At 75.0% G+C, this 26,217-nt stretch carries 23 protein-coding genes; 11 read left to right on the top strand and 12 right to left on the bottom strand.

The genetic code is table 11. The annotated features are described in order from the left end of the window. Positions 1-6 precede the first annotated feature (6 nt). The 3 genes from ACZ47G_RS25895 to ACZ47G_RS25885 form a co-directional block, all read right to left on the bottom strand. The gene (locus tag ACZ47G_RS25895) at positions 7-972 is read right to left on the bottom strand and encodes a zinc metalloprotease (protein WP_465746473.1); all 966 of its coding nucleotides are present in this window, start codon (positions 970-972) and stop codon (positions 7-9) included. An 89-nt stretch (positions 973-1,061) separates the two neighbouring features. Continuing rightward, a complete protein-coding gene (locus tag ACZ47G_RS25890; protein WP_465746471.1) occupies positions 1,062-1,748 on the bottom strand; it encodes an AAA family ATPase in 687 nt (228 codons plus the stop codon). Positions 1,749-1,863: 115 nt separating this feature from the next. Beyond that, positions 1,864-2,790: an LLM class F420-dependent oxidoreductase gene (locus tag ACZ47G_RS25885; RefSeq protein WP_465746469.1), complete on the bottom strand. Its 927-nt coding sequence runs from the start codon at positions 2,788-2,790 to the stop codon at positions 1,864-1,866. A gap of 142 nt (positions 2,791-2,932) precedes the next feature. Between ACZ47G_RS25885 and ACZ47G_RS25880 the strand changes: the two genes are divergently transcribed. After that, on the top strand, positions 2,933-3,286 hold the full coding sequence (locus tag ACZ47G_RS25880; protein WP_380453055.1) for a DUF6401 family natural product biosynthesis protein: 354 nt from the start codon (positions 2,933-2,935) through the stop codon (positions 3,284-3,286). Positions 3,287-3,301: 15 nt separating this feature from the next. Here ACZ47G_RS25880 and ACZ47G_RS25875 read toward each other — a convergent pair whose 3' ends face one another. Further along, entirely contained in the window at positions 3,302-4,105 is an 804-nt protein-coding gene (locus ACZ47G_RS25875; RefSeq protein ID WP_465746466.1) for a membrane protein, read from the bottom strand. A 243-nt stretch (positions 4,106-4,348) separates the two neighbouring features. Between ACZ47G_RS25875 and ACZ47G_RS25870 the strand changes: the two genes are divergently transcribed. Then, the gene (locus ACZ47G_RS25870) at positions 4,349-5,062 is read left to right on the top strand and encodes an alpha/beta fold hydrolase (protein ID WP_465746656.1); all 714 of its coding nucleotides are present in this window, start codon (positions 4,349-4,351) and stop codon (positions 5,060-5,062) included. Between the two features lie 27 nt (positions 5,063-5,089). Here ACZ47G_RS25870 and ACZ47G_RS25865 read toward each other — a convergent pair whose 3' ends face one another. Continuing rightward, a complete protein-coding gene (locus tag ACZ47G_RS25865) occupies positions 5,090-6,091 on the bottom strand; it encodes an ArsR/SmtB family transcription factor (RefSeq protein WP_465746464.1) in 1,002 nt (333 codons plus the stop codon). A 185-nt stretch (positions 6,092-6,276) separates the two neighbouring features. Next, positions 6,277-6,867 carry an isochorismatase family protein gene (locus ACZ47G_RS25860; RefSeq protein ID WP_465746462.1) on the bottom strand — a complete coding sequence of 197 codons (591 nt, stop codon included), beginning with the start codon at positions 6,865-6,867 and terminating at the stop codon, positions 6,277-6,279. A gap of 239 nt (positions 6,868-7,106) precedes the next feature. Here ACZ47G_RS25860 and ACZ47G_RS25855 point away from each other — a divergent pair, with 239 nt between their 5' ends. Then, positions 7,107-8,171 (top strand): GlxA family transcriptional regulator, encoded by a 1,065-nt coding sequence (locus ACZ47G_RS25855; RefSeq protein ID WP_465746460.1) that lies wholly within the window; start codon positions 7,107-7,109, stop codon positions 8,169-8,171. Here the strand turns inward: ACZ47G_RS25855 and ACZ47G_RS25850 are convergent. Next, positions 8,146-9,639: a sensor histidine kinase gene (locus tag ACZ47G_RS25850; protein ID WP_465746458.1), complete on the bottom strand. Its 1,494-nt coding sequence runs from the start codon at positions 9,637-9,639 to the stop codon at positions 8,146-8,148. The genes ACZ47G_RS25855 and ACZ47G_RS25850 overlap by 26 nt on opposite strands. Then, positions 9,636-10,400 (bottom strand): response regulator transcription factor, encoded by a 765-nt coding sequence (locus tag ACZ47G_RS25845; protein ID WP_465746456.1) that lies wholly within the window; start codon positions 10,398-10,400, stop codon positions 9,636-9,638. The genes ACZ47G_RS25850 and ACZ47G_RS25845 overlap by 4 nt, the downstream gene beginning before the upstream one ends. Before the next feature lie 232 nt (positions 10,401-10,632). On the opposite strand from ACZ47G_RS25845, the gene ACZ47G_RS25840 reads away from it, so the two are divergent. The 7 genes from ACZ47G_RS25840 to ACZ47G_RS25810 all read left to right on the top strand — a co-directional run bounded on the left by ACZ47G_RS25840 (position 10,633) and on the right by ACZ47G_RS25810 (position 16,858). Then, positions 10,633-12,000 carry a ferredoxin reductase family protein gene (locus ACZ47G_RS25840; RefSeq protein ID WP_465746454.1) on the top strand — a complete coding sequence of 456 codons (1,368 nt, stop codon included), beginning with the start codon at positions 10,633-10,635 and terminating at the stop codon, positions 11,998-12,000. Between the two features lie 85 nt (positions 12,001-12,085). Continuing rightward, the gene (locus ACZ47G_RS25835) at positions 12,086-12,604 is read left to right on the top strand and encodes an FMN-binding protein (protein WP_465746452.1); all 519 of its coding nucleotides are present in this window, start codon (positions 12,086-12,088) and stop codon (positions 12,602-12,604) included. A 30-nt stretch (positions 12,605-12,634) separates the two neighbouring features. Continuing rightward, on the top strand, positions 12,635-13,390 hold the full coding sequence (locus ACZ47G_RS25830; protein ID WP_465746654.1) for an FAD:protein FMN transferase: 756 nt from the start codon (positions 12,635-12,637) through the stop codon (positions 13,388-13,390). Between the two features lie 159 nt (positions 13,391-13,549). Continuing rightward, entirely contained in the window at positions 13,550-14,083 is a 534-nt protein-coding gene (locus ACZ47G_RS25825; protein WP_465746450.1) for an EF-hand domain-containing protein, read from the top strand. 26 nt (positions 14,084-14,109) lie between these two features. Then, on the top strand, positions 14,110-15,249 hold the full coding sequence (locus ACZ47G_RS25820) for an isocitrate/isopropylmalate family dehydrogenase (RefSeq protein WP_465746448.1): 1,140 nt from the start codon (positions 14,110-14,112) through the stop codon (positions 15,247-15,249). Next, positions 15,246-15,908, top strand: a complete 663-nt coding sequence (locus ACZ47G_RS25815; RefSeq protein ID WP_465746446.1) for a cysteine hydrolase family protein — start codon at positions 15,246-15,248, stop codon at positions 15,906-15,908. Before ACZ47G_RS25820 ends, ACZ47G_RS25815 begins: the two co-directional genes overlap by 4 nt. Beyond that, a complete protein-coding gene (locus ACZ47G_RS25810; protein ID WP_465746444.1) occupies positions 15,905-16,858 on the top strand; it encodes an SAM-dependent methyltransferase in 954 nt (317 codons plus the stop codon). The genes ACZ47G_RS25815 and ACZ47G_RS25810 overlap by 4 nt, the downstream gene beginning before the upstream one ends. A gap of 113 nt (positions 16,859-16,971) precedes the next feature. On the opposite strand, the gene ACZ47G_RS25805 is transcribed toward ACZ47G_RS25810, so the two are convergent. Next, a complete protein-coding gene (locus tag ACZ47G_RS25805; protein ID WP_465746442.1) occupies positions 16,972-17,754 on the bottom strand; it encodes an SDR family NAD(P)-dependent oxidoreductase in 783 nt (260 codons plus the stop codon). An 86-nt stretch (positions 17,755-17,840) separates the two neighbouring features. Here ACZ47G_RS25805 and ACZ47G_RS25800 point away from each other — a divergent pair, with 86 nt between their 5' ends. Then, the gene (locus ACZ47G_RS25800; protein ID WP_465746440.1) at positions 17,841-18,698 is read left to right on the top strand and encodes a helix-turn-helix transcriptional regulator; all 858 of its coding nucleotides are present in this window, start codon (positions 17,841-17,843) and stop codon (positions 18,696-18,698) included. Positions 18,699-18,861: 163 nt separating this feature from the next. Here ACZ47G_RS25800 and ACZ47G_RS25795 read toward each other — a convergent pair whose 3' ends face one another. From ACZ47G_RS25795 to ACZ47G_RS25785, 3 genes are all read right to left on the bottom strand, one after another. After that, positions 18,862-24,771 (bottom strand): SAV_2336 N-terminal domain-related protein, encoded by a 5,910-nt coding sequence (locus ACZ47G_RS25795; RefSeq protein WP_465746438.1) that lies wholly within the window; start codon positions 24,769-24,771, stop codon positions 18,862-18,864. Between the two features lie 12 nt (positions 24,772-24,783). Beyond that, positions 24,784-25,818, bottom strand: coding sequence for an AAA family ATPase (locus ACZ47G_RS25790; RefSeq protein ID WP_465746436.1), 1,035 nt, complete (start codon positions 25,816-25,818; stop codon positions 24,784-24,786). A gap of 103 nt (positions 25,819-25,921) precedes the next feature. Further along, a complete protein-coding gene (locus ACZ47G_RS25785) occupies positions 25,922-26,098 on the bottom strand; it encodes a hypothetical protein (protein ID WP_465746434.1) in 177 nt (58 codons plus the stop codon). Positions 26,099-26,217 lie beyond the last annotated feature (119 nt).

Here is a 26,217-nt window from a genome sequence, read left to right as displayed (position 1 = left end):
CTCACCTCAACTGCGGTAGGCCGCCCATGAGTTGGACATCCGCTGGGCCTGCCCCGGGGTGAACTGGGTCATGCAGGAGTCGTAGCTGTAGTCCATGAAGTTGTGGATCGGGTCGAGGGTGCCGCCGGGGCAGCTGTGCCGGCCCTCCGGGCAGCCGTAGGCGGCGCTGCGCTCGGGCGGGGTGTCGTCCACGTAGTCGCCCGGGGTCAGGCAGCCGCCCTGGAAGGTGTGGAAGAGGCCCAGCCAGTGACCGGTCTCGTGGGTGGCGGTGTTGCCCTCGTTGTAGTGGGTGGCGGGGCCGCCGGGCAGCGAGTCGTCCAGGACCACCACGCCGTCGTCGGTCGGGTTGGAGCGGTAGGCGTTGGGGAAGGTCGACCAGCCGAGCAGGGACTGCCCGAGGTGGGCGGTGTAGAGGTTGAGGGCGCCCTGGTCGCCCTTGCGCAGGGCGCTCTTCATCGCCCGCTCGGCGCCGGAGCCGGGCGTCATGCCGGTGTACCAGGCAGCGTTGTCGGTCCAGTCGGTGCCGGCCGACTCGAAGTGGAACCGGGTGGGGGTGTTGCCGTCGCCCTGGCCGCCGTAGGTGGCGTTGAGGTGGTCGATCTGGGCGGCGACGACGCTCGCGTCCAGCCGGCCGGCGTCCCCGGAGTGGATCACGTGGACGTACACCGGGACGGTGGTCGGGGCGGCGGCCAGCTGGACGTGCGCCGGGCCGAGCTCGGCGAGCCGGTGGTCCAGGTCCGCCTGCATCGCCCGGGCCTCGCCGGCACTCACGGCGTTCGGGTCCCGGCCCGCCCGGCTGCCGGCCGGCTTGCGGGCGGCGGCGTCCGCGTCGGCGGTGCCGTCGCAGACGGCCGCCACCGCGCGGTGCGGGGCCGGGGCCGCGACTTGGCTCAGACCGGCCGCCGCGATCAGCACGGCGGCGCAGGGGAACAGGCGGGGGGCACGCGAGCGCACCCGGACAGTACGGCGCATCAGCGCTCCTGACGGGGGAGTTGACGGGGAGGCGACCGCGCCCCGGGCCCGCCCACCGGCGACCGGCGCCCGGCGCGGACCCGCCGAGACTACGACGCCGGGAAGTCGATCTCCCGCAGGGCGCGCGCGGCGCCCCGGTCGAGTACCACTGCCGACGCACAGCCCGCCGGCGGCCGCCCCGCCCCCAGCAGCAGTCCGCGCAGCCTGGCCGCCGCGCCCCGGTGCCGGGCGAAGGCGTAGCGCGAGACCCGCCGCCCGCGCCGCCGCTGCCCGGCCCGGGCCTCGGCCGGGTCCGCGTCCAGCAGCAGCAGGTGCACCCGGCGCCCCTGCCGGGCGGCGGCCCGGACCAGCCAGCTCCGGACGAAGGGCAGCGTGCCGCAGTCGTGCACCGCCAGCGGGCCGCCGTCCAGCACCGCCCGGCGCAGCCGCCGGTAGTGGGCGAGCCGGGCGAGCGGCCGGTACAGCGCGTACGGGAGGCGGCCGGGCAGCCGGGCCGCGTACTCCTCGCGGACCAGCTGGGAGTCGACCAGCGAGGCCCGGACGCAGCGGCGCATCAGGGTGCTCTTGCCGCTGCCGGGCAGTCCGGTGACCACCAGCAGGTCACCGGCGGGGTAGTGCAGGGCGGCCGGGCCGGGGCCGCGCAGCTCGTGCACGCCGGTACGGACCACCCTGGCGGGACGGCCCCCGACCGGACGGCCCCCGGCGCGGCGGCTCTCCGCAGCGCGAGGCGGCGGCACCGGTGGTGCCGCCGCCCGCGGTATTCGTGTCCCCGTCACCGGCCCTCCGCCCGCCGCTCCCGCCGCCGTTCCCTCCCCGTAGCATGGCGGATTCCCAAAAACGAGTAAAGAGACGTGGTCAGGGCGGGTGTGGAGGGCCGCTGTCGGAGTTCCCTCAGCCCAGCTGCGGGGCGACCCGGGCGGCGACCAGCTCCAGGTGGTCGAGGTCGGCCAGGTCGAGCACCTGGAGGTAGACCCGCTCGCTGCCGACCGCCGCGTACCGGCCGAGCTTCTCCACCACCTCGTCCGGAGTGCCGGCCAGGCCGTTCTCCTTCAGCTCGGCCACCTCCCGGCCGATCGCGGCGGCCCGGCGGGCCACCTCGGCGTCGTCCCGGCCGACGCACAGCACCAGGGCGTTGGAGTACACCAGCTCGTCGGCCGAGCGGCCGGCCTGCTCGACCGCGGCCCGGACCCGGCCGAACTGGGCCGCGGTGTCCTCCACGGAGGCGAACGGCAGGTTGAACTCGTCGGCGAAGCGGGCCGCCAGCGCCGGGGTGCGCTTCGGCCCGGTGCCGCCGACCAGCACCGGGATCCGCTCCTGGACGGGCTTGGGCAGCGCGGGCGAGTCGGTGAGGGTGTAGTACTCGCCGGCGAAGTCGAAGGTGTCGCCGAGCTTGGTCCGCCACAGGCCGGTGATGATCTCCAGCTGCTCCTCCAGCCGCCCGAACTTCTCCTTCGGGAACGGGATGCCGTACGCGGTGTGCTCGGCCTCGTACCAGCCGGCGCCGAGGCCGAACTCGACCCGGCCGCCGCTCATCGCGTCGACCTGGGCGACCTGGATCGCGGTGACGCCCGGCAGCCGGAAGGTGCCGGCCGTCATCAGGGTGCCGAGGCGGATGGTGCTGGTGTCGCGGGCGAGGCCGGCCAGGGTGATCCAGGCGTCAGTGGGGCCGGGCAGGCCGTCGACGTCGCCCATCTTCAGGTAGTGGTCGGAACGGAAGAAGGCGCTGAAGGCACCGAGCTGCTCGGCGGTGCGGGCGACCGTGAGGAGGGTGTCGTAGCTCGCGCCCTGCTGGGGCTCGGTGAAGATGCGGAGATCCATGCGGGCCATTCTGGTACGGACCGCCGGTTCGGGAACGCACGGAACCGGCCATGCCACGGAAAGTCCCGAAGGTGGCCAAGGTCTCAGCACGGAACCGTCACGGCCCGGCTCGCCCCCTCGGCGGCTCGCCTACCGTGGACGGATGTTCGCGACCCCCGACGAGTCCTTCCGGCGCTCCCCCGACGAACCGGCCGGCTGCCCGCTGCCCGGCATCGTGGCCGCCTTCACGCCCCGGCTGGCCGAGTTCGCCTTCGAGCCCGGCTTCGTCGCCGCCGTCGACCAGCACGCGGCGATGCTGCGCGAGCTGCTGTACGCCCAGGGGCCGGAGCTGGCGCCCCGGCCCCTGGACCGTGAGGAACTCTCGGACTACGCGCTGGGCTTCCTCGACGCGCTCACCGAGATCGGCTGGCGCGAGCCGGTGGGCTACGACTACGCCGTCACCCGGCTGACCGCGATCTGCTGGCTGGTGCGCGACCAGGGCCTGCTGGAGGCCTGAGCAGCCGTAACAGCCCTACCGCGGCTGGTCGCCCTCGATCCCCGGCGGGTTGCCCGGGCCACCGGCCTGGGTGGTCGGCCGGACCGGCTGGTTGGCCAGCGCGTCCGAACGGCCCGCCTGGTACGCGGTGCCGCGCAGCCGCGCGGTCTCCTGCTCGGCGTTGTCCAGCCACCGCTCCCAGCGCTGGCGCATCGGCATGATCAGGCCGCCGCCGACGCCGACCACCAGCACACCGGTGACGGTGGCCAGCGCGGCGATCAGCACCGGGCCGGTGATCGCGGTCGCGATCCCGGCCTGGCCGAGCGCCGCGATCACCCCCAGCGCCACGATGAACGCCCAGGCCACGGTGGAGACGGTACGGCCGTACGAGGCGCCGGAGAGCGCGTTGCCGACGATGTCGCGCACCCCGTTGGCGATGGCCATCGCCACCACCACGATCGCCACCGCGACGATGCCCCGGGGCAGCCAGGCGACGATGCTGTGGATCATCACGCTGATCGGGTTCGGGCCGAAGACGCCGAACGCCAGCTGCAGCGCCATCAGCAGGATCGCGTAGTAGACGATCTTGCAGATGATTCCGGTCATGTCGTACTTCGAGCCGCTCAGGTAGCGGGCCATCCCGGCCCGCTCGGCGACCTTCTCCGAGCCGACCCGGCGAAGCACGCGGTCCAGGACGCGGGCGATCGCCTTGGCGACGATCCAGCCGATGGCCAGGATCACCAGGAAGGCGATGAACTGCGGGATGACCTTGGCGATCTTGCCCCAGGCCTGGGTGAAACCCGACCCGAAGTCGACGGAGAGTGCGAGCTGCTGAGCCACGAAGTCCTCCACTCGGTGACACGGCGCCACGAGCGGCGCAGGCGACCCCCACCCTTCGTGGATAGCAGCACCCCGCCCGACCCGCGCGCGCCCGGCTGTCCGGGATGGTTCCGTCGGGTGAACACCCCCGCCCTCCGCACGCGTACAGTGGCGGTCCAGACCGAGAGGTGAGGGGTCGCGGTGACGGAGCCGGACGGTGCGCAGGTGATCGGGGACAGCACGGACACGGCCGCGCACCGGGCGCTGCGGTGGCGGGTGCGGCCCGCCGCTCCCCGGGCCGCCGTCCTCGTCCTCCACGGCGGCGAGGAGCACAACCTCGCCCGCCCCCGGCGCCTCAACCTCCCGCTGCTGCGCATGCACGGCTTCCTCCGCGCGCTCAGCAGGGAGACCGCGGCCGAGGCGATCGCCATCGGCACCGTCCGCTACCGCCACCGCGGCTGGAACGGCGCCCGCGCCGACGCGGCCCGGGACGCGCTCGCCGCCCTCGACGAACTCACCGGGACGCTCGGCCCGGTGCCGACCGTCCTGGTCGGCCACTCCATGGGCGGCCGCGCCGCCCTCCGCGCCGCCGGCCACCCCGCCGTCACCGGCCTGGTCGCCCTCGCCCCCTGGTGCCCCGCCGAGGACCCCTGCGACCACCTCGCCGGCCGCGACGTCCTGCTCCTGCACGGCGACCGCGACACCGTCACCCTGCCCGCCGACACCCGCGCCTTCGCCGCCCGCAGCCGCGCCGCCGGCGCCCGGGTCTGCGGCTACACCGTCACCGGCAGCGGCCACGCCATGCTCCAGCGCATCCCGGACTGGCACCGCGCCACCACCCGCCTCACCACCGCCCTCCTCGGCCTCCACCCCCTCCCCGCCGAGACCGCCTCCGCCCTCGCCCTCCCACCCACCTCCCCCGAAGCCCTCACCCTCCCCCTCCCCCACCAACCCCGCACCGGCCCCGCCCGCGCCTGAGCCCGCCCCAGGGACGGCCGCGCGGTGCTACGTGCGGTGCTGGTCGGGGTCGGGGGCCGGGGTGGGGAGGTGGCCGGTGAGAAGGGCGTGGCCGAGGGGGGTGGGGCGGTGGGTGACGGTGCGGCCGGTGCGGTCCTTGGTGGTGAGGCCGGAGTCGGCGAGGACGGTGGCGTGTTCGCTGGCGGAGGCGGTGGAGATGCCGAGGTGGGCGGCCAGGTCCTTGGTGGAGCACGGGCCGTGGGTGGCGATGGCCTCCAGGGCGGCGGCGCGGGTCTGGCCGAGCAGCGCGGTGAGGGTGCGGCTGGGGGTGGGTTCGGGCTCGGGCCGCAAGGGGCCGCCGATCCTCGCCGGGTAGAGGAGGACGGGCTGCTGCCGCGGGTCCTCGAAGCGGGCGATGACCGGCCGGCGGGGGCCGAACACGCAGGGCTGGAGCAGGAGTCCGCGGCCGTCCAGCCGTAGGTCGTGCCGGCAGCCGCCGACCAGCGGGAAGCTGAGCACCGGGCGGCGCCAGGACAGTGCCGGGTGCAGCGAGCCGAGCACCTCGTCCGGCCCGGTGGTCCGGCGGCGCCGGCCGTGCTCGGTGGTGACGATGGTCTCGATCTGCCGCCGGTAGGGGTCGATCGCGCGGGTCTGGTAGTCGGCGGTGACGTTGCCGAGCAGCCTCCTGGCCCGCCGGTCGCCCGCCGCCACGCCGCGTGCGAAGGCGCTCAACTGCCGCTCCCCGCCCACCGATCGCAGGTGGCCGCGGAGCGGCTCCTCGGGTGCCTCCGCGGTGGCGCTCTCGGTCGCGCCGGGGTCGCGGCGGACGGTGAGGAACTCGGGGATCGCCGTGGAGGTGTAGAGGTCGAAGAGCAGCGAGGTGCGCGGGTTCCAGGAGGCCCGCAGGCGGTTGCGCCAAGCCTGGAAGCGCGGGTCGCACCGGCCGCTGATCAGGGCGTGCACGCTGAGGGACAGTTCCATCGACATGTCCGGGCGCTCGGCCACCCGGGTGCGTTCGAGGTCGTCCGTACCGAAGAAGATTCGCAGCACGGACAGGATCGTCACCCCGCCGGCGGCCGGACCGCAACACCCTTCGGCGAGAACCGAATCCATTGCCCCGCGCCCGCGGCCCGGGCAGGCTCGGTGGGGCCGGCCGGGTGCCCCGGGTGACGGACCGGGGCACCCTCGCCGGGAAGCGGGCCCGGGGCCTGACGGTGGCGGATGGTGGCAGGCCGTCAGCCCAGCTCGGCCGCGGACTCCACGACGACCCCGTAGAGGTCCCCGATGGTGGCGAGCGCGCCCCGGTGGATCTGCTCGGCGGTGAGCTCCGCGGTGCCGGAGCCCAGCGGGCGGGTGGCGCAGGCCTCCGCGACGACCGTGGGGCGGTTGCCGCGCAGGAAGGCTCCGGCGGTGGTGAAGGCGACGCACAGGTGGGTCATGAACCCGGCGATCACCACCTCCTGGTGACCGGCCGCGTCCAGCAGTTCGCCCAGCTCGGTGCCGACGAAGGCGTCCGGGACCTGCTTGACCACCACCCGCTCGCCCTCGACCGGGGCCACGCGCGGGTGGATCTGTCCGATCTCGGCGCGGATGTCGTACGGGGTGCCCTCGCCGCCGTCGTTGATCACGTGGATGACGGTGGTACCGGCCGCCCGGGCCCGGGCGAGCAGGTCGGCGGCCGCGTCCAGGGCCTCGCGCCAGCCGGTCAGCTCCATCACGCCGCGGGTGTAGGTGTTCTGGTAGTCGATCAGGACCAGGGTGGCCGCGGCGAGCGGGGCGGGCTTGTCGTCGAGGCCGTCGAGGGTGCGCAGGGTGGTGCTGGGCATGGCTGTGCCGCCTTCGTCGTTCCGGGGGTGTCCGGGTTCGAGGATTCGAGGAGTGTTCTGGCAGGTCACGCGTGGTGCGGCCTGCCTCTGGAACGCTACGGGCCGGTCCGCCATGGCGGCAATGCCGTCTAACATGCAGATTCCGACATCGGGGATCGGCACAGCGAACGCCCGGCACAGAGAACGCCCGGCGCTGCGAACACCCGGCACAGAGCAGGCCCGGCACAGAGGGGGAGCCCGTGGAGAGCCCGCAACGGCTGATCGTCATCATCCTGTTCGAGGGCGTCGACCTGCTGGACGTCACCGGGCCGCCGGAGGTGTTCTCGCTGGTCCGGCGGGAGAGCGAGGAGGCCGCCGGCTACCGGGTGGTGCTGGCCGCCGAGACCACCGGGCCGGTCACCACCGCCGCCGGGGTGCGGATCCTGCCCGACCTCACCTTCGACCAGGCCGCCGCCGCGGGCGGCATCGACACCCTGCTGGTGCCCGGGGCCGTGGAGGTCGACGAGGCCCGCAGGGTCCGGGCGCTCACCGACCCGGCCGTGGTCGAGCACGTCCGCACGCTGGCCGCCCGCTCGCGCCGGGTCGCCTCGGTCTGCGTCGGCGCCCACCTGCTGGCGGCGGCCGGGCTGCTGGAGGGCAAGCGGGCCACCACCCACTGGTCGACGGCGGGCCAGCTGGCCGCCGAGTACCCGGGGATCGAGGTCGACGCCGACCCGATCTTCATCCGCGCGGGCGAGGTGTGGACGGGCGCCGGCATCAGCGCCTGCCTGGACCTCTCGCTCGCCCTGGTCGCCGAGGACTTCGGCGAGGAACTCGCCCTGCGGGTCGCCCGGCAGCTGGTGATGTACCTCAAACGCCCCAGCGGCCAGAGCCAGTTCAGCGTCCCGCTGGAGCCGGTCTCCACCACCCGGCGGATCGAGGAGCTGCGCCACCACATCCTGCGCAACCTCTCCGGACGGCTCACCGTGCCCGCACTCGCCGCCCACGCGCACCTCAGCGAACGGCAGTTGGTCCGGATCTTCAAGACCGAACTGGACACCACCCCGAGCGCCTACATCGAGTCGGCGCGGGTCGAACTCGCCCGCCACCGGCTGGAGTCGGGCGACGACACGCTCGAACGCATCGCCACCGCCTGCGGGTTCGGCACCACGGACACCCTGGTACGGGCCTTCCGCCGCCGGCTGGACACCACGCCGACGGACTACCGGCAGCGCTTCCGTACGGCCACCGGTCCGGGCGCGACCCCGGGCGCCGCGACCCCGGTCACCGCGGCCCCGGTCACACCGCCGGCAGCCGCACCGTGAAGGCCGTCCGGCCGGGCCGACTGACCGCCTCGACCGTACCGCCGTGCGCCTGGACCACGGCCCGGACGATGGACAGGCCCAGCCCGGTCGAGCCGGTGGCCCGGGAGCGGGCGCGGTCGCCCCGGACGAAGCGCTCGAAGACCCGCCCCAGCAGCTCCGGCGGGATCCCCGGGCCGTCGTCGATGACACTCAACTCCACCTGGTCGCCGACGAGTTCGAGACCCAGCTCGACCGCAGTACCGGCCGGGGTGTGGGTGCGGGCGTTGGCCAGCAGATTGGCCGCCACCTGGCTCAGCCGGTGCTCGTCCCCGCGCACCAGCACCGGCTCCTCCGGCAGCACCAGGCGCCAGCGGTGGTCGGGGCCGGCCGCCCGGGCGTCGGCCACCGCGTTGAGCGCGATCCGGGTGAGGTCCACCTCGTCCTCGGCCAGCGGACGGCCCGCGTCCAGCCGGGCGAGCAGCAGCAGGTCCTCGACGATCGCGCCCATCCGCAGCGCCTCGGCGTCGATCCGCTCCAGCGAGTGCCGCACCTCGCCGGGCACCTCCCCGGGGTGCCGCAGCGCCAGCTCGGCGTGGCCGCGGACGGCCGCCACCGGGGTGCGCAGCTCGTGGCTGGCGTCGGCGGCGAAGGCGCGCAGCCGCTCCTCCACCGCGTGCCGGCGGGCCAGCGCGTCGCCGACGTGGCCCAGCATCCGGTTGAGCGCCGCGCCGACCCGGCCGACCTCGGTGCGCGGATCGTCGTCCGGCACCCGCTCGGCCAGCAGCACCTCGCCGCTGGCCAGCGGCAGCGCGCTCACCCGCTCGGCCATCCCCACCACCCGGCGCAGCGGGCGCAGCGACCAGCCGACCCAGACCGCCCCGGCGGCGCCGGCCGCGGTGACGGCGATCGCGAAGACGGTCAGTTCGAGGGTCTCCAGGCGCTCCACGGTGTCCTCGGCCGGGCGCAGCGGCAGCCCGCTGACCAGCACGTCGCCGTCCCGCCCGGCCACCGCCCGGACCCGGTAGTGGCCCAGGGTGCCGCCGAGGTCCAGGGTGCGGGCCGGGCCGCCGGCCGGCAGGGCGGCCAGTCGGCGCTGCTCGTCGGGCGTGAAGGTGACCCGGTCGTCCGCGTCGTCGGGGTTGTCGACGTCGTCGGCGTCCCCGTCCACCACCCCGGCGGCGGTGACCTTGCCGCCGAGCAGCCGCACGCCCAGGGTGCCGGGGGTCTGGGCCCGGGTGTCCGGGCCGGCACCGGCGCCGGTGTGCTCCAGGCTGGCGGCGTAGCGGCCGCCGGCCTCGGCGAGCTGCTGGTCGAGCCGGTCCACCAGGAAGTGGCGCAGCGCGGCGGCGGTGGCGAAGCCGACGGCCGCGCAGGTGACCACCAGCAGCACCAGCAGGCCCGCGATCAGCCGGGCGCGCAGGGTGCGGGGCAGCAGCCGGCGCAGGGCCGTGGCGGCTCGGGTCGCCGCGCGACGCACAGCGCGGCTCACGGCGCGGCCTTGATCAGGTAGCCCGCGCCGCGCACGGTGTGGATCATCGGGCTGCGGCCGGCGTCCAGCTTCTTGCGCAGGTAGCTGATGTACAGCTCGACGATGTGCGCCTGCCCGCCGAAGTCGTACGACCAGACCGCGTCCAGGATCTGCGCCTTGCTGAGCACCTGCCGGGGGTGGCGCATCAGGTGGGCGAGCAGCGCGTACTCGGTCGGGCTGAGCTCGATGGTCTCGCCGTCGCGGGTCACCTCGCGGGCCCGGTCGTCCAGGACGAGGTCGCCGAGCACCAGGGCGTGCGCGGGCGGACGGCGCGGCCCCTCCGTCGGGGCGGCCCGGCGCAGCAGCCCGCGCAGCCGGACCACCACCTCGGCCAGGCTGAACGGCTTGGTCACGTAGTCGTCGCCACCCGCCGCGATGCCCGCGATCCGCTCCTCGACGGCGTCCCGGGCGGTGAGGAACAGCACCCGCACCTCGGGCTGCCCGGCGTGCAGCCGGCGCAGCACCTCCAGGCCGTCGAGGTCGGGCAGCATCATGTCGAGCACCACCGCGTGCGGCCGCCACCGCTCCGCCTCCCGGACGGCCTCCAGGCCGGTGGTGACGCCGCGCGCCTGCCAGCCCTCGTAGCGGACGGCGCCGCAGACCACCTCCACCAGGTCCGGCTCGTCGTCGACGACCAGGACGCGCCAGTCCGGACGGTCGTCCGGGCGGTCCTCCGCGCGCCCGCCCGGGCGGTCCTCCCGGTGGTCGGCGCTGTCGTCCATGGTGCTCCTTCGGCTCGGCGGTGGACGGCGTTCATTGTGGCCCGCCGCGATGAGAAACCCGTGAGATCACCGGGACTGGTTCGTACACCAGAACATAGCTGCTGAACTGCGACGATTATGGTCCTGACGGGTGCCGGGCCGAGCTTCCTCAGAGGTGACTCAGAGCTTGCGCTGACATCGTGGACCATCCCGGCGGGGCCGTGCCACCGCCGGGAGTCAAGGAGGATCCGCGATGAGCACTGCCACCGTACCGAAGTCCCGGCAGGCGCCCGCCGGCCCGCGTCACCGGGCCGTGGCCCGCCCGCCGCTCGCGCTGCCGCCGGGCGCCGCGCTCGGCCTGATCGCCGCCGGCGCGCTCGGCGTGCTCGGGCTGTGGTGGGTGAACACCGCCGCGGTGGTCGGCGCGGCCGGCTGGCTGACCGGCGCCGGGCGGATCGCCGGGCTGCTCGCCGGGTACGCCGCGCCGGTGCTGCTCCTGCTGATGGCCCGGCTGCCGCCGGTGGAGCGCGGGGTCGGCGCCGACCGGCTGGCCCGGTGGCACGCCTACGGCGGCCGCTGGCTGGTCGGCCTGGTCACCGTGCACGTGCTGACCGTCATCTGGGGCTACGCGCTCACCGACGGGCGCGGGCCGGTCGGCGAGGGCGTCGAGATCGTCTTCCACTACCCCGACATGCTCAAGGCCACCGCGGGCACCCTGCTGATGCTCGGCACCGGAGCGGTCTCCGCCCGGGCGGCCCGCCGCCGGCTCTCCTACGAGACCTGGTACTACCTCCACCTGGCCACCTACCTCGCGGTCGCGCTCGCCTTCGCCCACCAGCTGACCACCGGCGCCGACCTCGGCGGCGGCCCCGGCCGGGCCGCCTGGTACGCGCTCTACTTCGGGACGGCGGCGCTGCTCGGCTGGTACCGGCTGCTGTGGCCCTGGCTGCTCGACCGGCGGCACGGGCTGAAGGTGGCCGAGGTGCGCCCGGAGGGCCCCGGCGTGGTGTCGCTGTTCCTGTCCGGCCGGCGGCTGGACGAACTCCGCGCCGAACCCGGCCAGTTCTTCCGCCTCCAGTTCCAGGCCCCCGGACTGCGCTGGGCCGCCAACCCGTACTCGCTGTCCGCACCGGCCCGCCCCGACTTCCTCCGGTTCACCGTCAAGGACCTCGGCGGGCACAGCGCGGCCGTCGCCCGGCTGCGGCCGGGCACCAAGGTACGGGCCGAGGGCCCGTACGGGGCCTTCACCGGACGGCAGCAGCGGCAGCGCAAGGTGCTGCTGCTCGGGGTCGGCGTCGGGATCACCCCGCTGCGGGCGCTGTTCGAGACCCTGCCGGGCGACCTCACCCTGGTGCAGCGGGCCCGGCGCGCCGAGGACGTCCTGTTCCGGGCCGAGCTGGCCGACGTCGCCCGCCGACGCGGCGCGGTGGTGCACGAGCTGCTCGGCTCGCGGGAACAGGTCGGCGACCTCGGTACGGCGCTCGCCCGGCTGGTGCCCGGGCTGGCCGAGCACGAGGTGTACCTGTGCGGGCCCGAGGCCGTCACCGCGGAGGCCGTGCGCGGGCTGCGGGCGGCCGGGGTGCGGGCGGGGCGGATCCACCACGAGTCCTTCGCCTTCTGAGCCCGTACGCCCGAGCGCGCTGAGGCCACCCGCCTGAGCCCGCCGTCTGTCCGTAGTCCGAACATCCGAAGGAGTTGTCCCGCCGATGCGCCGAGCCGTCGTCACCAGTGCCGCCACCGCCGCCGGGGTGGTGCTGCTGCTCTCCCTCAAACCGCACCAGGCCACCGGGTCCGCGCCGGTGATCAGCTCGGGGGCGGGGTCGTCCTCGGGCTCTTCGTCGGGCTCTTCGTCCGGTTCCTCGTCCGGCTCGTCGTCCGGTTCCGGGACCACCGGTGCCCCCGACACCTCCGCCTCCCCCACGCCCGCACCCGCGTCCGGCGGCGGTGCCACCCGGAAGATCAGCGGGGACACCGTGAACACCCGGTACGGGCCGGTGCAGGTGCAGGTCACCCTCAGCGGGAGCCGGCTCACCGGCGTCGACGTGGTCAAGTACCCCACCGAGGACCGCCGGGACCGCGAGATCAACACCGACGCCCTGCCCACCCTCAACCAGGAGGCGATCTCCGCGCAGAGCGCCCAGATCGACGCCGTCAGCGGCGCCACCTACACCAGCGACGGCTACATCCGCTCGCTGCAGAGCGCCCTCGACCGGGCGAAGGGCTGATCGCCGGTGCTTCGGCACGCCGAGCCCGTGATGGGCACCGTCTTCTCCATCGCCGTCCGCGACCCCGGGCCCGCCCTGCCCGAGGCGCTGCGGCGGATCGCCGAACGGCTGCACCGGATCGACGCGGTGTTCTCCACCTACCGGCCGGACAGCGACATCAGCCGGCTCGACCGGGGCGAACTGGCCCTCGCCGACTGCGATCCCGAGGTCCGTACGGTGCTCGACGCCTGCCGCGAGGTCGCCGCCGAGACCGACGGGTACTTCACCGAACGGCCCGGCGGGCGGCTCGACCCCAGCGGCTGGGTCAAGGGCTGGGCCGTCGAGGAGACCGCCCGGCTGCTGCGGGCCGCCGGCGCCCGGCAGTTCTGCGTCAACGGCGGCGGGGACGTCCAGACCTCCGGCGGGCCGTGGCGGATCGGCATCGCCCACCCCCGGCGACCCGGCGACCTCGCCGCCGTGCTCGGCGGCCACGACCTCGCCATCGCCACCTCCGGCACCGCCGAGCGCGGCGCCCACATCCTGGACCCGCACACCGGCCGCCCCGCCGACGGCCTCGCCTCGCTCACCCTGGTCGGCGCCCCCGGCACCGGCATCGCCCGCACCGACGCCTGGGCGACCGCCGCCTTCGCCATGGGCCCGGACCGCGCACTGGCCTGGGCCGCCCGACGCCCCGGGGTGGAAGCCCTGGCCGTCCTGCCCGACGGCACGAAGCGCTGGACCCCCGGACTGCCCGGCCACCTGCCGCCCTCCGGCCCCGCCGACTGGCAGCCCGCCGCGACGCGCTGAGCCACCGCGGCAACTCGGCCCTCGCCACGCCGAGTTCACTCCATCAGGTGAACCCGACGATCATGTCCCGCTCGCACCGGCCCGGTCCGTCGATAGTGGGGGAACCACCGGGCGCCGAGGCGCCCCGTTCCCCGACGCACCACCCACCAGGAGCCGTTCATGCTGACCGAGGCCGCCCAGCGGGTCGAACTGGTCTTCACCCTCTTCGACGCCAACCGCAACGGTGTGATCGAGGCCGAGGACTTCGAGCTGATGTCGACCCGCGTGGTCGAGGCCGCCGCCGAGTCCGACGAGTCCGCCAAGCAGGCCATCCGCGCCGCCTTCCGGCGCTACTGGACCACGCTGGAGAGCGAGTTGGACGCCGACGGCGACGGCGTGGTCAGCCGGGAGGAGTTCCGCGGCTTCGTCCTGGCTCCCGAACGCTTCGGCCCGACCGCCGACGAGTTCGCCGAGGCGCTGGCCGCCCTCGGCGACCCGGACGGCGACGGGCTCGTCGAACGGCCGCTGTTCCTCGCCCTGATGACCGCGATCGGGTTCGAACCCGCCAACACCGACGCCCTGTTCGACGCCTTCGGCCCCACCCCCGACGACCGGATCACCGTCGCCACCTGGGCCGACGGGATCCGTGACTTCTACAGCCCGGACAAGGCCGGCATCCCCGGCGACCGCCTGGTCGGCCACCCGGCCGCCTGACGTCACCGCCGCCCCGAGGAGGCACCGTGGCACCCGTCGTCGCACTCGCCGTCGGCCGGGGAACGGGCGCGGAACTCGCGACCGTCTTCGAGCAGGCTCTGCACCGGATCGCGCAACTCCACGGCACCGCAGTGGAGATCACCCGGTCGCCCCGGACGTACCACTCCTACGTCTCGCTGCGCGAGGAGGTGGCGGACACCGAGCGGATCCGCCGCCTCACCCAGGAGGACGCCGAGCACTACGAGCGGTTCTGCCGCGACCAGGCCCGGCAGGGCGTCCCCGCGATCTTCCGCACCGCCATCAACGCCCAGTCGCTCTACCTGGTGCGCCAGCGGCTCCAGGCCGTCAAGGTCGAGCCGATCACCGCCGGGACGGCCTCGCTGCTGCTGGTCCGGGACGAGGCCCAGGGCTTCTACACCGGCGAGAACCGGCACTCCCCCGGCGTGGTCACCCGCACCATGGAGTTCAGCCGCGACACCACCCGCGCGGTCCTGGACTACGCCCTGCGCCGTGCCCGTCGGCACTGGCCGGACGGCGGCCCGCAGCGGATCGTCATGGCCTACAAGTTCCACCTCCTCGACGGCGCCCTGGACGACTGGGTGCGCGAGCTGTCCGACCGGCTCGGCGTCGACGTGGAGCTGTACCAGCCCGACACGGTCAACCGCAACCTGATCACCCACGGCCCCGCCGACCGCACCGTGATCGTGGCCGGCAACGAGTGGGCGGACATCATGCACGTCGTCCTGCTCGACCGGTACGGCTCCGAGCGGCAGGAGAACCGCTGCACCGAGAACGTCCATCTCCACCCGGAGCTGGCCGAGTTGGTGGAGTACCAGACCGTGCACGGCTCTGCCGACGACCTCGCCGGCAAGGACACCGTCAACCCGGTCGCCACCCTACGAGCCGCCGCCGTGATCGCCGAGCGGCACGCGGGCTGCCCGGGCGCGGTCGCCGCCCTGGAGGCCGCCCTCGCCGCCGTCGGCCGGCAGGGCATCGGCACGCCCGACCTCGGCGGGCGGCACTCCACCACCGAGGTCGCGGCCGCGGTCCTCGACGCGCTGGCGGCGGACCCCCAGGACCCGGACCACGCAAGCGTCGCGGTCGGCACCGCGCCCGGCACCGCGGCCGACGCCACCGTCGGCGCCCACCCCGGACCGGCCGCGTGAACGCGCCACCGCCCAGCCAGGTGAACGCGCCACCGCCCGGCCGCACCGCCCTGGTCGTCGTCGACCTGCAGAACGACTTCTGCGCCGGGCCGGTGGCCGCCGCCCGCTACCCCGGCGACCCGGCCCGGCTCGCCACCGTCGCCGCCAACACCGCCGACGCCGTCGAGGCCGCCCGCGCGCACGGCATCGAGGTGGTGTTCGTCCGCTTCCTCGGCGATCCGGCACACCAGGGCGCGAGTTGGCGCCACCGGGACGCCGTGCTCGGCAAGCGCCCCAAGTGCCTCGACGGCAGCTGGGGAGCCGAGTTCACCGGCGTGGCCCCGCAGGACGGCGAGGCGGTGTTCACCAAGCACGCCTGCTTCGACGCCTTCCTCAGCCCGGGCTTCGAACGGCACCTGGTGGACGGCGGCGTCCGACACCTCGCCCTGGTCGGCGTGTTCGCCGACGTGTGCGTCGACAGCACCGCGCGCACCGCCTTCCAGAAGGGCTTCCACATCACGGTGCTCGCCGACTGCACCGCGGCACTGCACCTGCCCGACGAGGCCGTCCTCGCCTTCATGCGCCGGGTGTACGGCGCCCGCGTCACCACCCGCGACCAACCCGCCGTCTGGACCAGCCACCCCGAACCCCCCGTCCCCGCACAGCAGGAGCGCGCATGAGTGTCGGTGCCGCCGAAACCCGCACCCCGGCCGGAACCCCCGGAAGCCCCGGCCTGACCGGAACCCCCGGCACCCCCGACGCCCCCGGCCTGACCGAAGGCGTGGGCCTCACCGCCCTGCTGGTCGCCGCCGCCCGGGCCGTCGAGACCCACCGCCCCGACGCCCTCGCCCGGGACCCGTACGCGGAACACTTCGTCCGCGCCGACCCCGCCACCGCCCACTGGCCCCGCCACCCCCGGGATGTCCCGGACGGCGAGGCCGACCCGCTCTGGGGCCGCCTGGGCCGCTACTTCGCCCTGCGCACCAGGGCGTTGGACGACCAGCTGCTCCGGGCCGTCCAACTCGGCGCCCGGCAGGTCGTGCTGCTCGGAGCCGGGCTCGACACCCGGGCCTACCGGCTGGACTGGCCCGCCGACTGCGCCCTCTACGAGATCGACCGGCCCGAAGTGCTCGCCTTCAAGCAGCGCGTCCTGGACGGCCTCGACGCACAGCCCACCGCCCGACGCCACACCGTCGCGGCCGACCTCCGCACCGACTGGGCCGACACCCTCACCGCCGCCGGGTTCCGCCCCGACCGGCCCACCGCTTGGCTCGCCGAAGGCCTGCTGCTCTACCTGCCCGGCACGGTGGAACGCGACCTCTTCGCCGTCGTCGACCGGCTCAGCGCCCCCGGCTCCACCCTCGCCTACGAAGCCAAGCTCGGCGTCGAGTCGGCGGCCGTCCGCGGCAACCCCGTCTACACCGCCACCCGCGAGCGCACCGGCATCGACCTGCTCGCCCTCTTCGACGCCGAACCCCGCCCCGACACCCCCGCCGACCTCACCGCCCGCGGCTGGTCCACCACCGCCCACACCCCCTTCGAGTTCACCCGCCACTACGGCCGCGGCCCCCTCCCGGAACCGGACGACACCCTCGCCGCCAACCGCTGGGTCTTCGCCGTCCGGCCGTGATCCCGCTGCCGACCGAAGGCCACGCACCCCCCTGGTCCCGCTGCGGCCGTCAGACGTCGGGCGGTAGTCGTCCGTCGTAGCGGAGTCGCGGCATCACCCGGGCTCGCTCTTGCTCAGGCGCCGGCGCCGCCGTCCACCGGCACGATCGCGCCGGTCACCATGGAGGCCCGGTCGCTGAGCAGCCAAGCGGCCGCTTCGGCGACCTCTCGGGGCTCGGCCATCCGGCCGAGCGGGGTGGCCGCGTTGATCGCTTCGACGATGCCGGGGGACGCCGCCTCCCAGGCCTCGATCATCTCCGTGGCGGTGCCGCCGGGGGTGATGCCGTTGACCCTGATCCCCTGCCGCCCCCAGGTCACGGCGGCGGTCTCGGTGATGCTGTTGAGCGCGCGCTTCATCGCGCCGTAGGCGGGCAGGGCCTGGTTCGCACGGCGGCTGCCGATGCTGGAGGTGTTCACGATCGCCCCGCCACCGTTCCGTCGCATGAGCGCGGCTTCGGCCGTCATGGCAGTCCAGTGCGCCCGGAAGTTGACCGCGAACTGCTCGTCGATGTCCTCGTCGCTGGTCGTCTCGAGCGGGCCCGGCCGCTGGATCGCCGCGCCGTTGTTGAACGCGCCGTCGAGCCGGCCGTGCAGGTCCTCGACGCGGTCGAGCGCCGCACGGATGCTCGCGCGGTCGGCGAGGTCCACCGTCACGGCATCCGCGACGCCGCCGTCGGCGCGGATCTCGGTGACGATCCGCTGGAGGGCGTCGGCGCCGCGGGCGGCGAGCACGACGGCGGCGCCCTCGCGGGCGAAGAGCCGGGCCGCGGCCGCCCCGATGCCGCGGCTGGCGCCGGTGATGAACACGACCTTGCCGGTGAGCAGGCCGCTGGGCGTGATGTCAGTGGTGTTCGTCATGCCGACAGTCTCGGATCGGCCTCCCCGCCGGATACAGGCACAGGCGGTACCAGGATCCGCCGACGCACAGCGTGCAGACTCGGGGTATGGACAAACAGGAGCTCGGAGCGTTCCTTCGTAGCCGTCGCGAGCGGCTCCGCCCGCAGGACCTCGGCCTGCCGTGCGGACCGCGCCGCCGGACACCGGGTCTTCGCCGCGAGGAGGTCGCGGTCCTCGCGCACATCTCCACGGAGTACTACGTCCGGCTCGAACAGGGCAGGGCACCGCGCCCGTCGAGCGAGGTCCTCGCCGGGATCGCGGGGGCGCTCCGGCTCACGGACAGCGAGTCCGATCACCTCCACGTCCTCGCCGGCACCGCGCCGAGCCGCCACCGACTGCACCGGCGCGACGTGCGCCCGAGCATCCTCGCGCTCCTCGAACGGCTGCCGCACACGGCCGCGTTCGTGATGTCCGCCGCGTTCGAGGTGCTCGCGTGGAACCACCTGGCGGGCGCGCTCATGGGGGACTTCACCGAACTCGCCCCACCGGACCGCAATCTCGCGCGGCGGGCGTTCCTCGGCCCGGCCCGACCTGACACGGCGCTGTACGGAATCTCCGACGTCGCCGAGTTCCGCCGCCACGTCGCCATGGGGCTGCGATCCGCCCTCGCCCGCTACCCGTCCGACCCCGCGGTGACCGACCTGGTCGACGAACTGCGCAACGCCAGCCCGGAGTTCGTCCGGCTCTGGGAGCAGCGCGACGTCCAGGCCGCGCCGGTGCTCACCAAGACCTTCCGTCATCCGGTCGTCGGGGAGCTCACCGTCGACTGCGACTCGCTCACGCTCACCGACCGCGACCAGCACCTCGTGCTCTACAGCGCGCCGCCGGACACTCCTGACGCCGAGGCGCTGGCCTTCCTGAACGTGCTCGGAGCCGCGAGCCTTGACGCGGGCGGGTCGCTCTGACGGAGCCGGACACGGCCTCCGAGGGCTCGCCGGACCGGTCGGGCATCGAGGTGTCAGGGCGCCGGGCCCAGCCGTAGCGGGCCGGGCGGCGCCGCGGCTCGGCCGGGTGCGTCGCCGTGTCCGCCGCTCCCCCGCAGGAACGGGCCCGCGTCAGTCCCGGCCATCAGCCCGTGCCGATCGGCGTCCAGCCGATCTGGATCAGGGTTCCGGACGGGTTCTCCGGCGTCACCTGGATGCCCTCGCCCGGGCGGAGGGGTTGGGGGGCGACGGCGCCGAGCAAGCGGCCCTCCTGTTCCTGGCCGGGGAGTACCACGCCGTGGGGGCCCAGGTCGCAGACGGTACGGAGGAAGGGCTGGGTGGCGCGGGCGCGGCCGGCGCCCTCGCAGCGGCGGGCGATGATCACGCGGAGGCCCAGTTCGCTTGCCTGGGGCAGGAACTCGACCAGCAGGTTCAGCGGGTCCTCCTCGTCCGCGGCGAGGTCGGCGGCGATCAGCTCGTGGTCGTCCACGATCAGGAAGACGTCCTTGTGTCGCCGATCGCCCGGTGTACGGCTGTTCGCGGCGACCCGCAGGGTCCGGGCCAGGGTCTCCAACTCCGGGACGCTCGAAGCGTGGAGGACCAGGTAGTCGGGCGGCAGCGCGTCGACCAGCGCGTGGCGGCGGTCGAAGACCAGGAAGCCCGCCTGGTCCGGGGTGTAGCGCTCGGTGAGCTGCTTGAGCAGGAAGCGGAGCAGGGCGGTCTTCCCGGAGCCGGCGTCGCCGAACACCGCGAACAGCGGGTCGGTCTCGAAGTCCACGAAGACCGGCGCCTGTTCGGCGACGCCCAGCCCGATCGCCACGCCCTGCGGGGCGTCGCCGCGCGGGAGCCGGCCGGCGTCCACCCCGGCGGGCGCGGTCGTTCCGCCCTGCGGCACCACGAGCGCCTCGGCCCGGCCCGGGCGGTGGAGCTCGCGGTCGTCCTCCTGGATCATCCGGTGCAGCCTGGTCACGACCGGGCCCGGCTCGACGGCGAACTCCTGCCCCAGCCGCGCCCGCAGCCGCCCGTAGGCCTCCCAGGCCTCGGCCTTCCGCCCGCACCGGTAGAGGGCGAGCATCAGCAGGGCGCACAGCCGCTCGCGCAACGGGTGCTCGGCGACGAGAAGTTCGATCTCCGTGACGAACTCCTCGTGCCGCCCGAGTGCCAGCCCGGTGGCGTACAGGTCCTCGGTGGCGGCCATCCGGCGCTCGGTCAGCCGGGTGCGCTCCCAGGAGGCGTACGGACCGGGGACGCCGTCCAGCGCGGTGCCCTGCCAGAGGTCGAGCGCGGAGCGCAGCAGCTCGTGGCCTGCGGCCGGGTTGCCGGCCTGCTCCGCCTGCGCGGCCGCGGCCAGCCGCTCGGTGAAGAGGGCCGCGTCGAGCGAGCCCCGGTCGACGGTCAGCCGGTAGCCGTCACTCACCGACTGGAGGAGCTCGGCCGCACCGCGCGGCCCGGTGCGGTCGCCCAGGGCGTTGCGCAGCCGGGACACATGGCTGCGCACCACCGCCATGGCATCGGGCGGTGGTTGGTCGCCCCAGACCGCGTTGATCAGGCTGGCGACGGGCACGGCCGCCGGCGCGTGCAGGAGGAGGGCGGCGAGGACGGCCTCCTGATGCGGTGAGCCGACGCGCACCGGCTGCTCGCCGCGCCGGACGCGCAGCGGGCCGAGCAGGGAGTAGCTGAGGCGACCGGCCTCGGACGCGGTCGGTGGCGCGGTTTCGAGGATCAACTCCATCGCGCGCCGGTGCAGTTCTTCGAGGCGGGTCCGCTCCGGTTCCACCGAAGGCCCGGACAGGCCCGGCAGCGGTGTGCCCCGCCAGAGGTCGAGGGCCTCCTCCGCGTGCCGTCGGGCCGAGCCCGGGGCGCCGTCCGCGAGGGCGGCCTCGGCGCGTTCCAGGGCCCGTTCGAAGAGGACGACGTCGATCTGTTCGGCGGCGACGTTCAGGACCCAGGTGTGGCCGTCCGCCAGCTCCTCCAGCACGGCGCGCGGCGCCGAGGGCGAGTTGAGCAGGCGCTCCAACTCCTGGACGTGGACCCACACTTCGTCGATCTCCTGGGCGGAGGAGGTGTGCTGGGGCCGGACCGCGTCGAGCAGGACCTCGGCCCGGACGGGACGGCCCCGGTACCTCAGCAGGGCGGCGAGCACCGCCCCCCGCTCCTGCGACCCGAGATCGATCGGCTCGTCCCCGCGCCAGACCCGCACCTCGCCGAGCAGGGTGAACCTGAGCGGGGGCTCCGGTGTGCGGTCGGGCCGGCGCAGGGCACCCGAGGCGTCGATCCGCCGGGCGGCCTCGGCGGCGGACGGCCGACGGCGCGGGTCCGGGTGCAGCAGTTCGAGGACGAGTCCTTGCAGGGCCTCGGGGACGCCGGTCTGCTGGAGGAGGTTGCCGAGGGCGTGGAGGTCGTCCGCCCGGTCCGCCGGCCCGGCCCCGGCGAGGTCGATCCCGAAGTCGCAGAGGACCGGGCGGCCGTCCGGGCGGATGAGGATGTTGGCGGGCTCGATCCTGCCGTGGGTGATCCCGCGGCCGTGCAGGTAGTCCAGCGCTTCGGCGACGCCGTGGGCGATCGCCGCTGCCTCGTACGGGGGTAGCGGCTCCCCGTCGAGCATCGTGCTCAGGTCGGGGCCGTCGATGAACTCCATCACCAGGAACAGGCGTTCGGGGCCGATGCCGGCGCTCCGGCAGGCGACGACGCCGGGGTGGTCGAGGTCCGCGAGCCTCCCGGTCTGGTCCAGGAACGGGTCCGCCTCCAGGACGGCGGGCAGGCGCTCACGGTCGAAGGTCTTCACCGCGACGGTCGTGCCGTCCCGTTCGTCCCGGGCCCGCCATATCTCGCTCTGCCGGCCCTGGGCGATCCGCTCGATGAGGCGGAAGCGGCTGGCGAGCAGCGGCCGTTCGGTCTCCCTCCGCTGGTCGGCGCGCCAGTGGCCCTCGAACTCCCAGATGTGGACGTGGGTGTCCCGGTCGCCGATCGAGGCGATCACGCAGCGGTTCTCGTCGCCGGTGATCCCGACGATGGTGCGCGCCCGGCCGGGGTCGATGACGGCGGCGGCGAAGGACTCGACGGTCGAGGGGTCGTCGGGGCGCCAGCGGTGAAGGCGGCCGGTCGGGTCGACGCCGATCAGGAGCGAGGGGCGGCCGTCGGGCTGGGGCAGTGTGGTCATCACCCAGGAGGGGTGGCCACCGGCGAGGCTCGGCAACTCCGCGACCACGGAGGCGTCTTGTGGGCTCCACAGGCGCATCCGGCCGTTGAGGTCCACCGTCCAGAGGTACCGCTGCCCGTCGGTGTGGTCGATGGGCGCCAGGGCCACCAGCGGTTCGGCCATGGCACGGTGGCCCGTCACGAAGGAGCCGTTGCCGGTGTCCCAGTAGAGGAGGCCACCGGCGAACCCCGTCGTCACCAGGACGAAAGGCGAGTTGCTCGCCTCGGCCAGGGCGAAGACGTCCGAGATCTGGTCCTCCAGGGCCAACGGGGGCCGCGCCTCCTGCCCGGTCGTCATGTCGATGTAGCGGATCAGGCGGTCCGCCCCGCACACGGCGAGGCAGCCAGGGGGGTGCGACACCGCGGCCATCGCCAGCGCCGGACTCGGCAGCCGGAAGCTCCGGACGTTGGAGGAGGAGTCCCCCGCCCCGGCCCGGCCGACCAGGGCGGCCAGTTGCTCGTCCAGGTGCCAGGTCGCCAGTTCGTCCGGGCGCCGGGGCATCCGGTCCAGCAGGTGTTGGAACTCCTCGGCGTGCTCGATCCGTTGGTAGGCGTCGCCGAGGCGGTGGCGGATCTCCTCGCGCAGTTCGGCCTCGGTGAGGAAGCCGAGGGTGATGGTCGTCGCGGACCGGAGGAAGGGCTTCCCCTGGCGCGTGTCGGTGGTGACGATCAAGCGGCCGGCATCGGAGTCGATCAGCTGGGCGAGTTCGCGGGGGTACAGGGCGCCCGATCCCAGGTCGTCCACGACGACCAGCCAGTTCGGGTGGTCCTTGACCGTCTCGCCGAGGGGCTCGGTACGGTCCGTGGCGAGGGCGGCTCGCAGCCGCTCGAAGCCGTTCCCCACCGTGCGGGCCGTCCGGCCGTCGATCCAGTGGACGAAGGCGTGCCGGCCGCCGTGGCGCTGGGCGTACTCCTGGACGAGACGGCGTCGGCCCATGCCGGGGGCGGCCTCGATCACCACCATCCGGGTCCGGGCGCCCCCGGGCTCGCAGGCCTCGGCGAGCAGGCGGAGTTCGTGGTCCCGCCCGATCATCCGCGGTGGGTCCGGCGGGCTGACGATCGGCGGCGGCGGGGTGAGTAGCGCCCGGATCGCCCGGTCGGCCACCGCTCTGCCCAAGTTCCGTGCGATCGCAGCGTGTTGGCCGCCCGCTCCGGCCAGCACCGTCGCCGCGACCTCGGCGAAGGGGCGGCTGCGCTCGGGCAGCCGGTGGCGCCCCTCCCCCGCGCCGGCCGCCACCAGGGCGCGGAAGTCGAGCGTCCCGCCGAAGGTGGCCGCGACCCGCCCCGAGACCTTGGCGAGCACGTGGTCCAGCACCCGTACCGACTCGGTGCGGGTCAGCTCGCCCAGCAGTTCCTCCCTGACGTCGTCGACGAAGTCGTACACCACCTCGTCCGGGTCGGCGGCCTTCTGCCGTACCTCGATCAGCCCGGACAGGAACAGCTCGGCCAGCTCCCGCTGCCCCGACTCCGGCACCGTGGCCCGCTGGACCAGCCGCATCACCGGCAGGCTGAGCGGTGCCGCCGCCAGGTGGCAGGCCAGCCGGTAGGCGTTCGGAGAGCTGCCGGCCCGGAAGGCGGCGACCCGGTCGGCGGCGGGGCGCGGGGCGGTGTCCCCGGCGCGGGGGCGGCGTGGCCGGGGCACTCCGCTGAGGGGTGCGGCGAGCATGGGCGTCCAGCCGGTGGTGCGGCCGGCGGTGAGGTCGGCCCAGGGGGCGAGCCAGTCGGCGTCGATCTCCAGCAGCGGGAGCCAGCCCACTGCCGCGCGCGCGGCTTCGCCGGCCCTGCCGCGCGGGATGCCGGGCAGGGTGGTGTCGGTGCGCAGGACGGGCACGGGGCGGCCGTGGGTGGCGGCCCGGGCCTCGACGGGGGCTGGGCGCAGCGCGGTGCGGTGCCAGAGGCGACGGGGCAGCACCTGGAGGGCGGCGGCTGGGCCGGTGGCGGCGGCGCGGGCGAGGAAGGGCACCAGCTCGGCGCCGTACCAGGCGGGGCCGACGCCGTCGGTGAGGACGAACAGGATGCGGCGCCGGTGCGGGTCGGCGAGTGGGCGGGCCCAGTTGCGGTCGCGGCCGGCGGACTGAGGGCTGGCGGACTGCGGTACGGCTGTGCGGCGGCGCCGGAAGGGGGTGAGGTGCGGGGTGTCCCGGTCGGTGTCGAGGGACCAGGTGCGCACCTTCTCGAAGGCGCCGTGGCGTTCCAGCAGGGTGGCGAGTTCGCCGGCCAGGTCGTGCCAGACGGCCATGGTGGCGCCGGTGTCGACCAGCAGGTCGACGGAGTACCGGGGTCGGGCCCGCTGCCAGACCGGCAGCAGGACGCCGGCCTCGGCGGTGGCCGCCGCCGTGGCCTCCTCGTCGAGGTGCAACGGCCGTCGGCCGCCGGGGCGTTGGGTGAGCGGTCGGCGCAGCGGGCGCAGGGCGCGGGCGATGGCCAGGGCGCCGGGCAGGGCGGTGGGCCGGGTGACCTGGACGACTTCGGCGGCGGGGGCGACGGCCTCCGGCCGGCCGGGGCCGGTGGGGGCGCCGCGGGGGTGGAGTCGGACCTTGGGGTCGGGCCGGGGGGTGGTGGGCGCGGGCGGTTCGGGTTCGGTCGGCCGGTCGGGCCCGGGGTCGGGCCGCTGCGGGGTGCCGGGCGACGGCGTGACGGCCGTCGGTGGCGCGGGCCGGTCGGCGGGCTGCTCCGGGTCGCCGTCGGGCAGCGGGCCGAGGCCGGCGAGGCGGGAGATCCACAGCACGTCGGCCAGGTCCTGCGGCTCTGCCCGCCCGCCGTCGGGGGCGACCAGCGCGGCCAGCGCCTGGCGCAGCACGGACCGCGCCGCCGACTCCCCGGCGGTACCAGGGCCCGTACCGAAGTCGCTATTCACCCGACCGCCGCCTCAGCTCTCGTTGAGCGGGCGCAGCAGGACGTCGTGGATGACGTCGCGCCCCGGTCCGCTGCCCCACAGGCCGCGCTCGGCCATCAGCAGGGCGTTGAGCAGTTGGTCGTTGGCGAGGTCGGCGCCGTCCTCGCGCTGGCGGCGGAGGAACTCGGTGATCAGCGCGGCGCGTTGGGCGCCGTCGGCCGAGCGGTCGGCGCCCAGGTGGGCGGCGACCATGGCGGCCAGCCGGTCCTCGGTGGGCGGCTGGATCTCCAGGCGGACGCAGCGGCGCAGCAGTGCCGAGGGGAACTCCCGTTCGCCGTTGCTGGTGAGGACGACCAGCGGGAAGTGGGCGCAGCGCACGTGGCCGCCGCGGACGGTCGCCCGCCGGCCCGGGTCGGCGGTGGCGACCTCCTGCGGGACCGGGCCGAGGCGCTGGAGTTCGGGGATCTCGAACTCGCCCTCCTCGAAGACGTTCAGGAGGTCGTTGGGCAGGTCGATGTCGCTCTTGTCGATCTCGTCGATGAGGACGACGCGCGGGGTGCGCCAGGGCAGCAGCGCGGTGCCGAGCGGGCCGAGGCGCAGGAACTGGCCGATGGCGGGCGGCTGTCGGTCCGGGCCCTCGGGGGTGCGCAGGCCCGCCTCGTGGAGCCGTCCGATGGCGTCGTAGGTGTAGAGGCCGTCACGCAGGGTGGAGCGGCTGCTGATGGGCCAGCGCAGCACCGGGCCGAGGCCCAGCTCGTGGGCGACGGCGTAGGCGAGGGTGGACTTGCCGACGCCGGGCTTGCCGGTGATCAGCAGCGGGCGGCGCAGGTGGAGGGCCAGGTTGACGAGGTGGATCTCGCGGTCGTCGGCCTGGTAGGCGATGGCCTGCTGGATGCGGCCGAGCCGGCGGGCGGTCGGGCCGGCGGCGTCGTCGGCCGGGGGCGGGGGCAGTTCGTCCTCGCTCTCGACCCACTCGCCGAAGGAGCGCCAGGCGGGGGCGGGCGGGAGCGCGGCGATGCCGCTGTGGGGCACGCCGGTGCCTCGGTAGATCCACCAGTTCTCGGGCATCGTTACCGCCTCGTCCTCGTCGTGCTCATCGTTTGCCACTCCGTCGTTTGCCGCTCCGCCGTTTGCCGCTCCGCCGACTGCTGCTCCGCCGTTGCCGTCCGCGTCACACCATCCCCGGAAAGCCGGCGTCCTGATCCGGATCCATGCAGTTGGGGTCGTCCCAGAACAGGGTGACGCCGTCCTGGGCCGGTGCCGCCCTGGTGACCTTGCGGTGCCGGTGGACGGCCTCCGGCAGGTGGGCCAGTGAGCGCGGGCGGTCGCGGCGCAGGGCGTCGACCACGTCGGTCGGGGGGGGGGGGGGGGGGGGGCACAAAACCGGAGGGAAGACGCCCGGGCCTACAGAACCGAAGACAACCGCCCACAACCCCAAGCGATGGGCCTCCCGCACAGGGTGTAAGG

The sequence above is a fragment of the Kitasatospora sp. NPDC030952 genome, assembly GCF_055571335.1.
The sequence above is the reverse complement of the archived record's forward strand: the minus strand, read 5'-3'. Positions and strand labels throughout refer to the sequence as shown.

Excerpts from the sequence above, each read along its gene's own strand:
- ACZ47G_RS25895 (WP_465746473.1), bottom strand. The coding sequence starts at position 972 with ATGCGCCGTACTGTCCGGGTGCGCTCGCGTGCCCCCCGCCTGTTCCCC.
- ACZ47G_RS25885 (WP_465746469.1), bottom strand. The coding sequence starts at position 2,790 with ATGGATCTCCGCATCTTCACCGAGCCCCAGCAGGGCGCGAGCTACGAC.
- ACZ47G_RS25880 (WP_380453055.1), top strand. The coding sequence starts at position 2,933 with ATGTTCGCGACCCCCGACGAGTCCTTCCGGCGCTCCCCCGACGAACCG.
- ACZ47G_RS25860 (WP_465746462.1), bottom strand. The coding sequence starts at position 6,867 with ATGCCCAGCACCACCCTGCGCACCCTCGACGGCCTCGACGACAAGCCC.
- ACZ47G_RS25845 (WP_465746456.1), bottom strand. The coding sequence starts at position 10,400 with ATGGACGACAGCGCCGACCACCGGGAGGACCGCCCGGGCGGGCGCGCG.
- ACZ47G_RS25840 (WP_465746454.1), top strand. The coding sequence starts at position 10,633 with ATGAGCACTGCCACCGTACCGAAGTCCCGGCAGGCGCCCGCCGGCCCG.
- ACZ47G_RS25835 (WP_465746452.1), top strand. The coding sequence starts at position 12,086 with ATGCGCCGAGCCGTCGTCACCAGTGCCGCCACCGCCGCCGGGGTGGTG.
- ACZ47G_RS25830 (WP_465746654.1), top strand. The coding sequence starts at position 12,635 with ATGGGCACCGTCTTCTCCATCGCCGTCCGCGACCCCGGGCCCGCCCTG.
- ACZ47G_RS25825 (WP_465746450.1), top strand. The coding sequence starts at position 13,550 with ATGCTGACCGAGGCCGCCCAGCGGGTCGAACTGGTCTTCACCCTCTTC.
- ACZ47G_RS25810 (WP_465746444.1), top strand. The coding sequence starts at position 15,905 with ATGAGTGTCGGTGCCGCCGAAACCCGCACCCCGGCCGGAACCCCCGGA.
- ACZ47G_RS25805 (WP_465746442.1), bottom strand. The coding sequence starts at position 17,754 with ATGACGAACACCACTGACATCACGCCCAGCGGCCTGCTCACCGGCAAG.
- ACZ47G_RS25800 (WP_465746440.1), top strand. The coding sequence starts at position 17,841 with ATGGACAAACAGGAGCTCGGAGCGTTCCTTCGTAGCCGTCGCGAGCGG.
- ACZ47G_RS25790 (WP_465746436.1), bottom strand. The coding sequence starts at position 25,818 with ATGCCCGAGAACTGGTGGATCTACCGAGGCACCGGCGTGCCCCACAGC.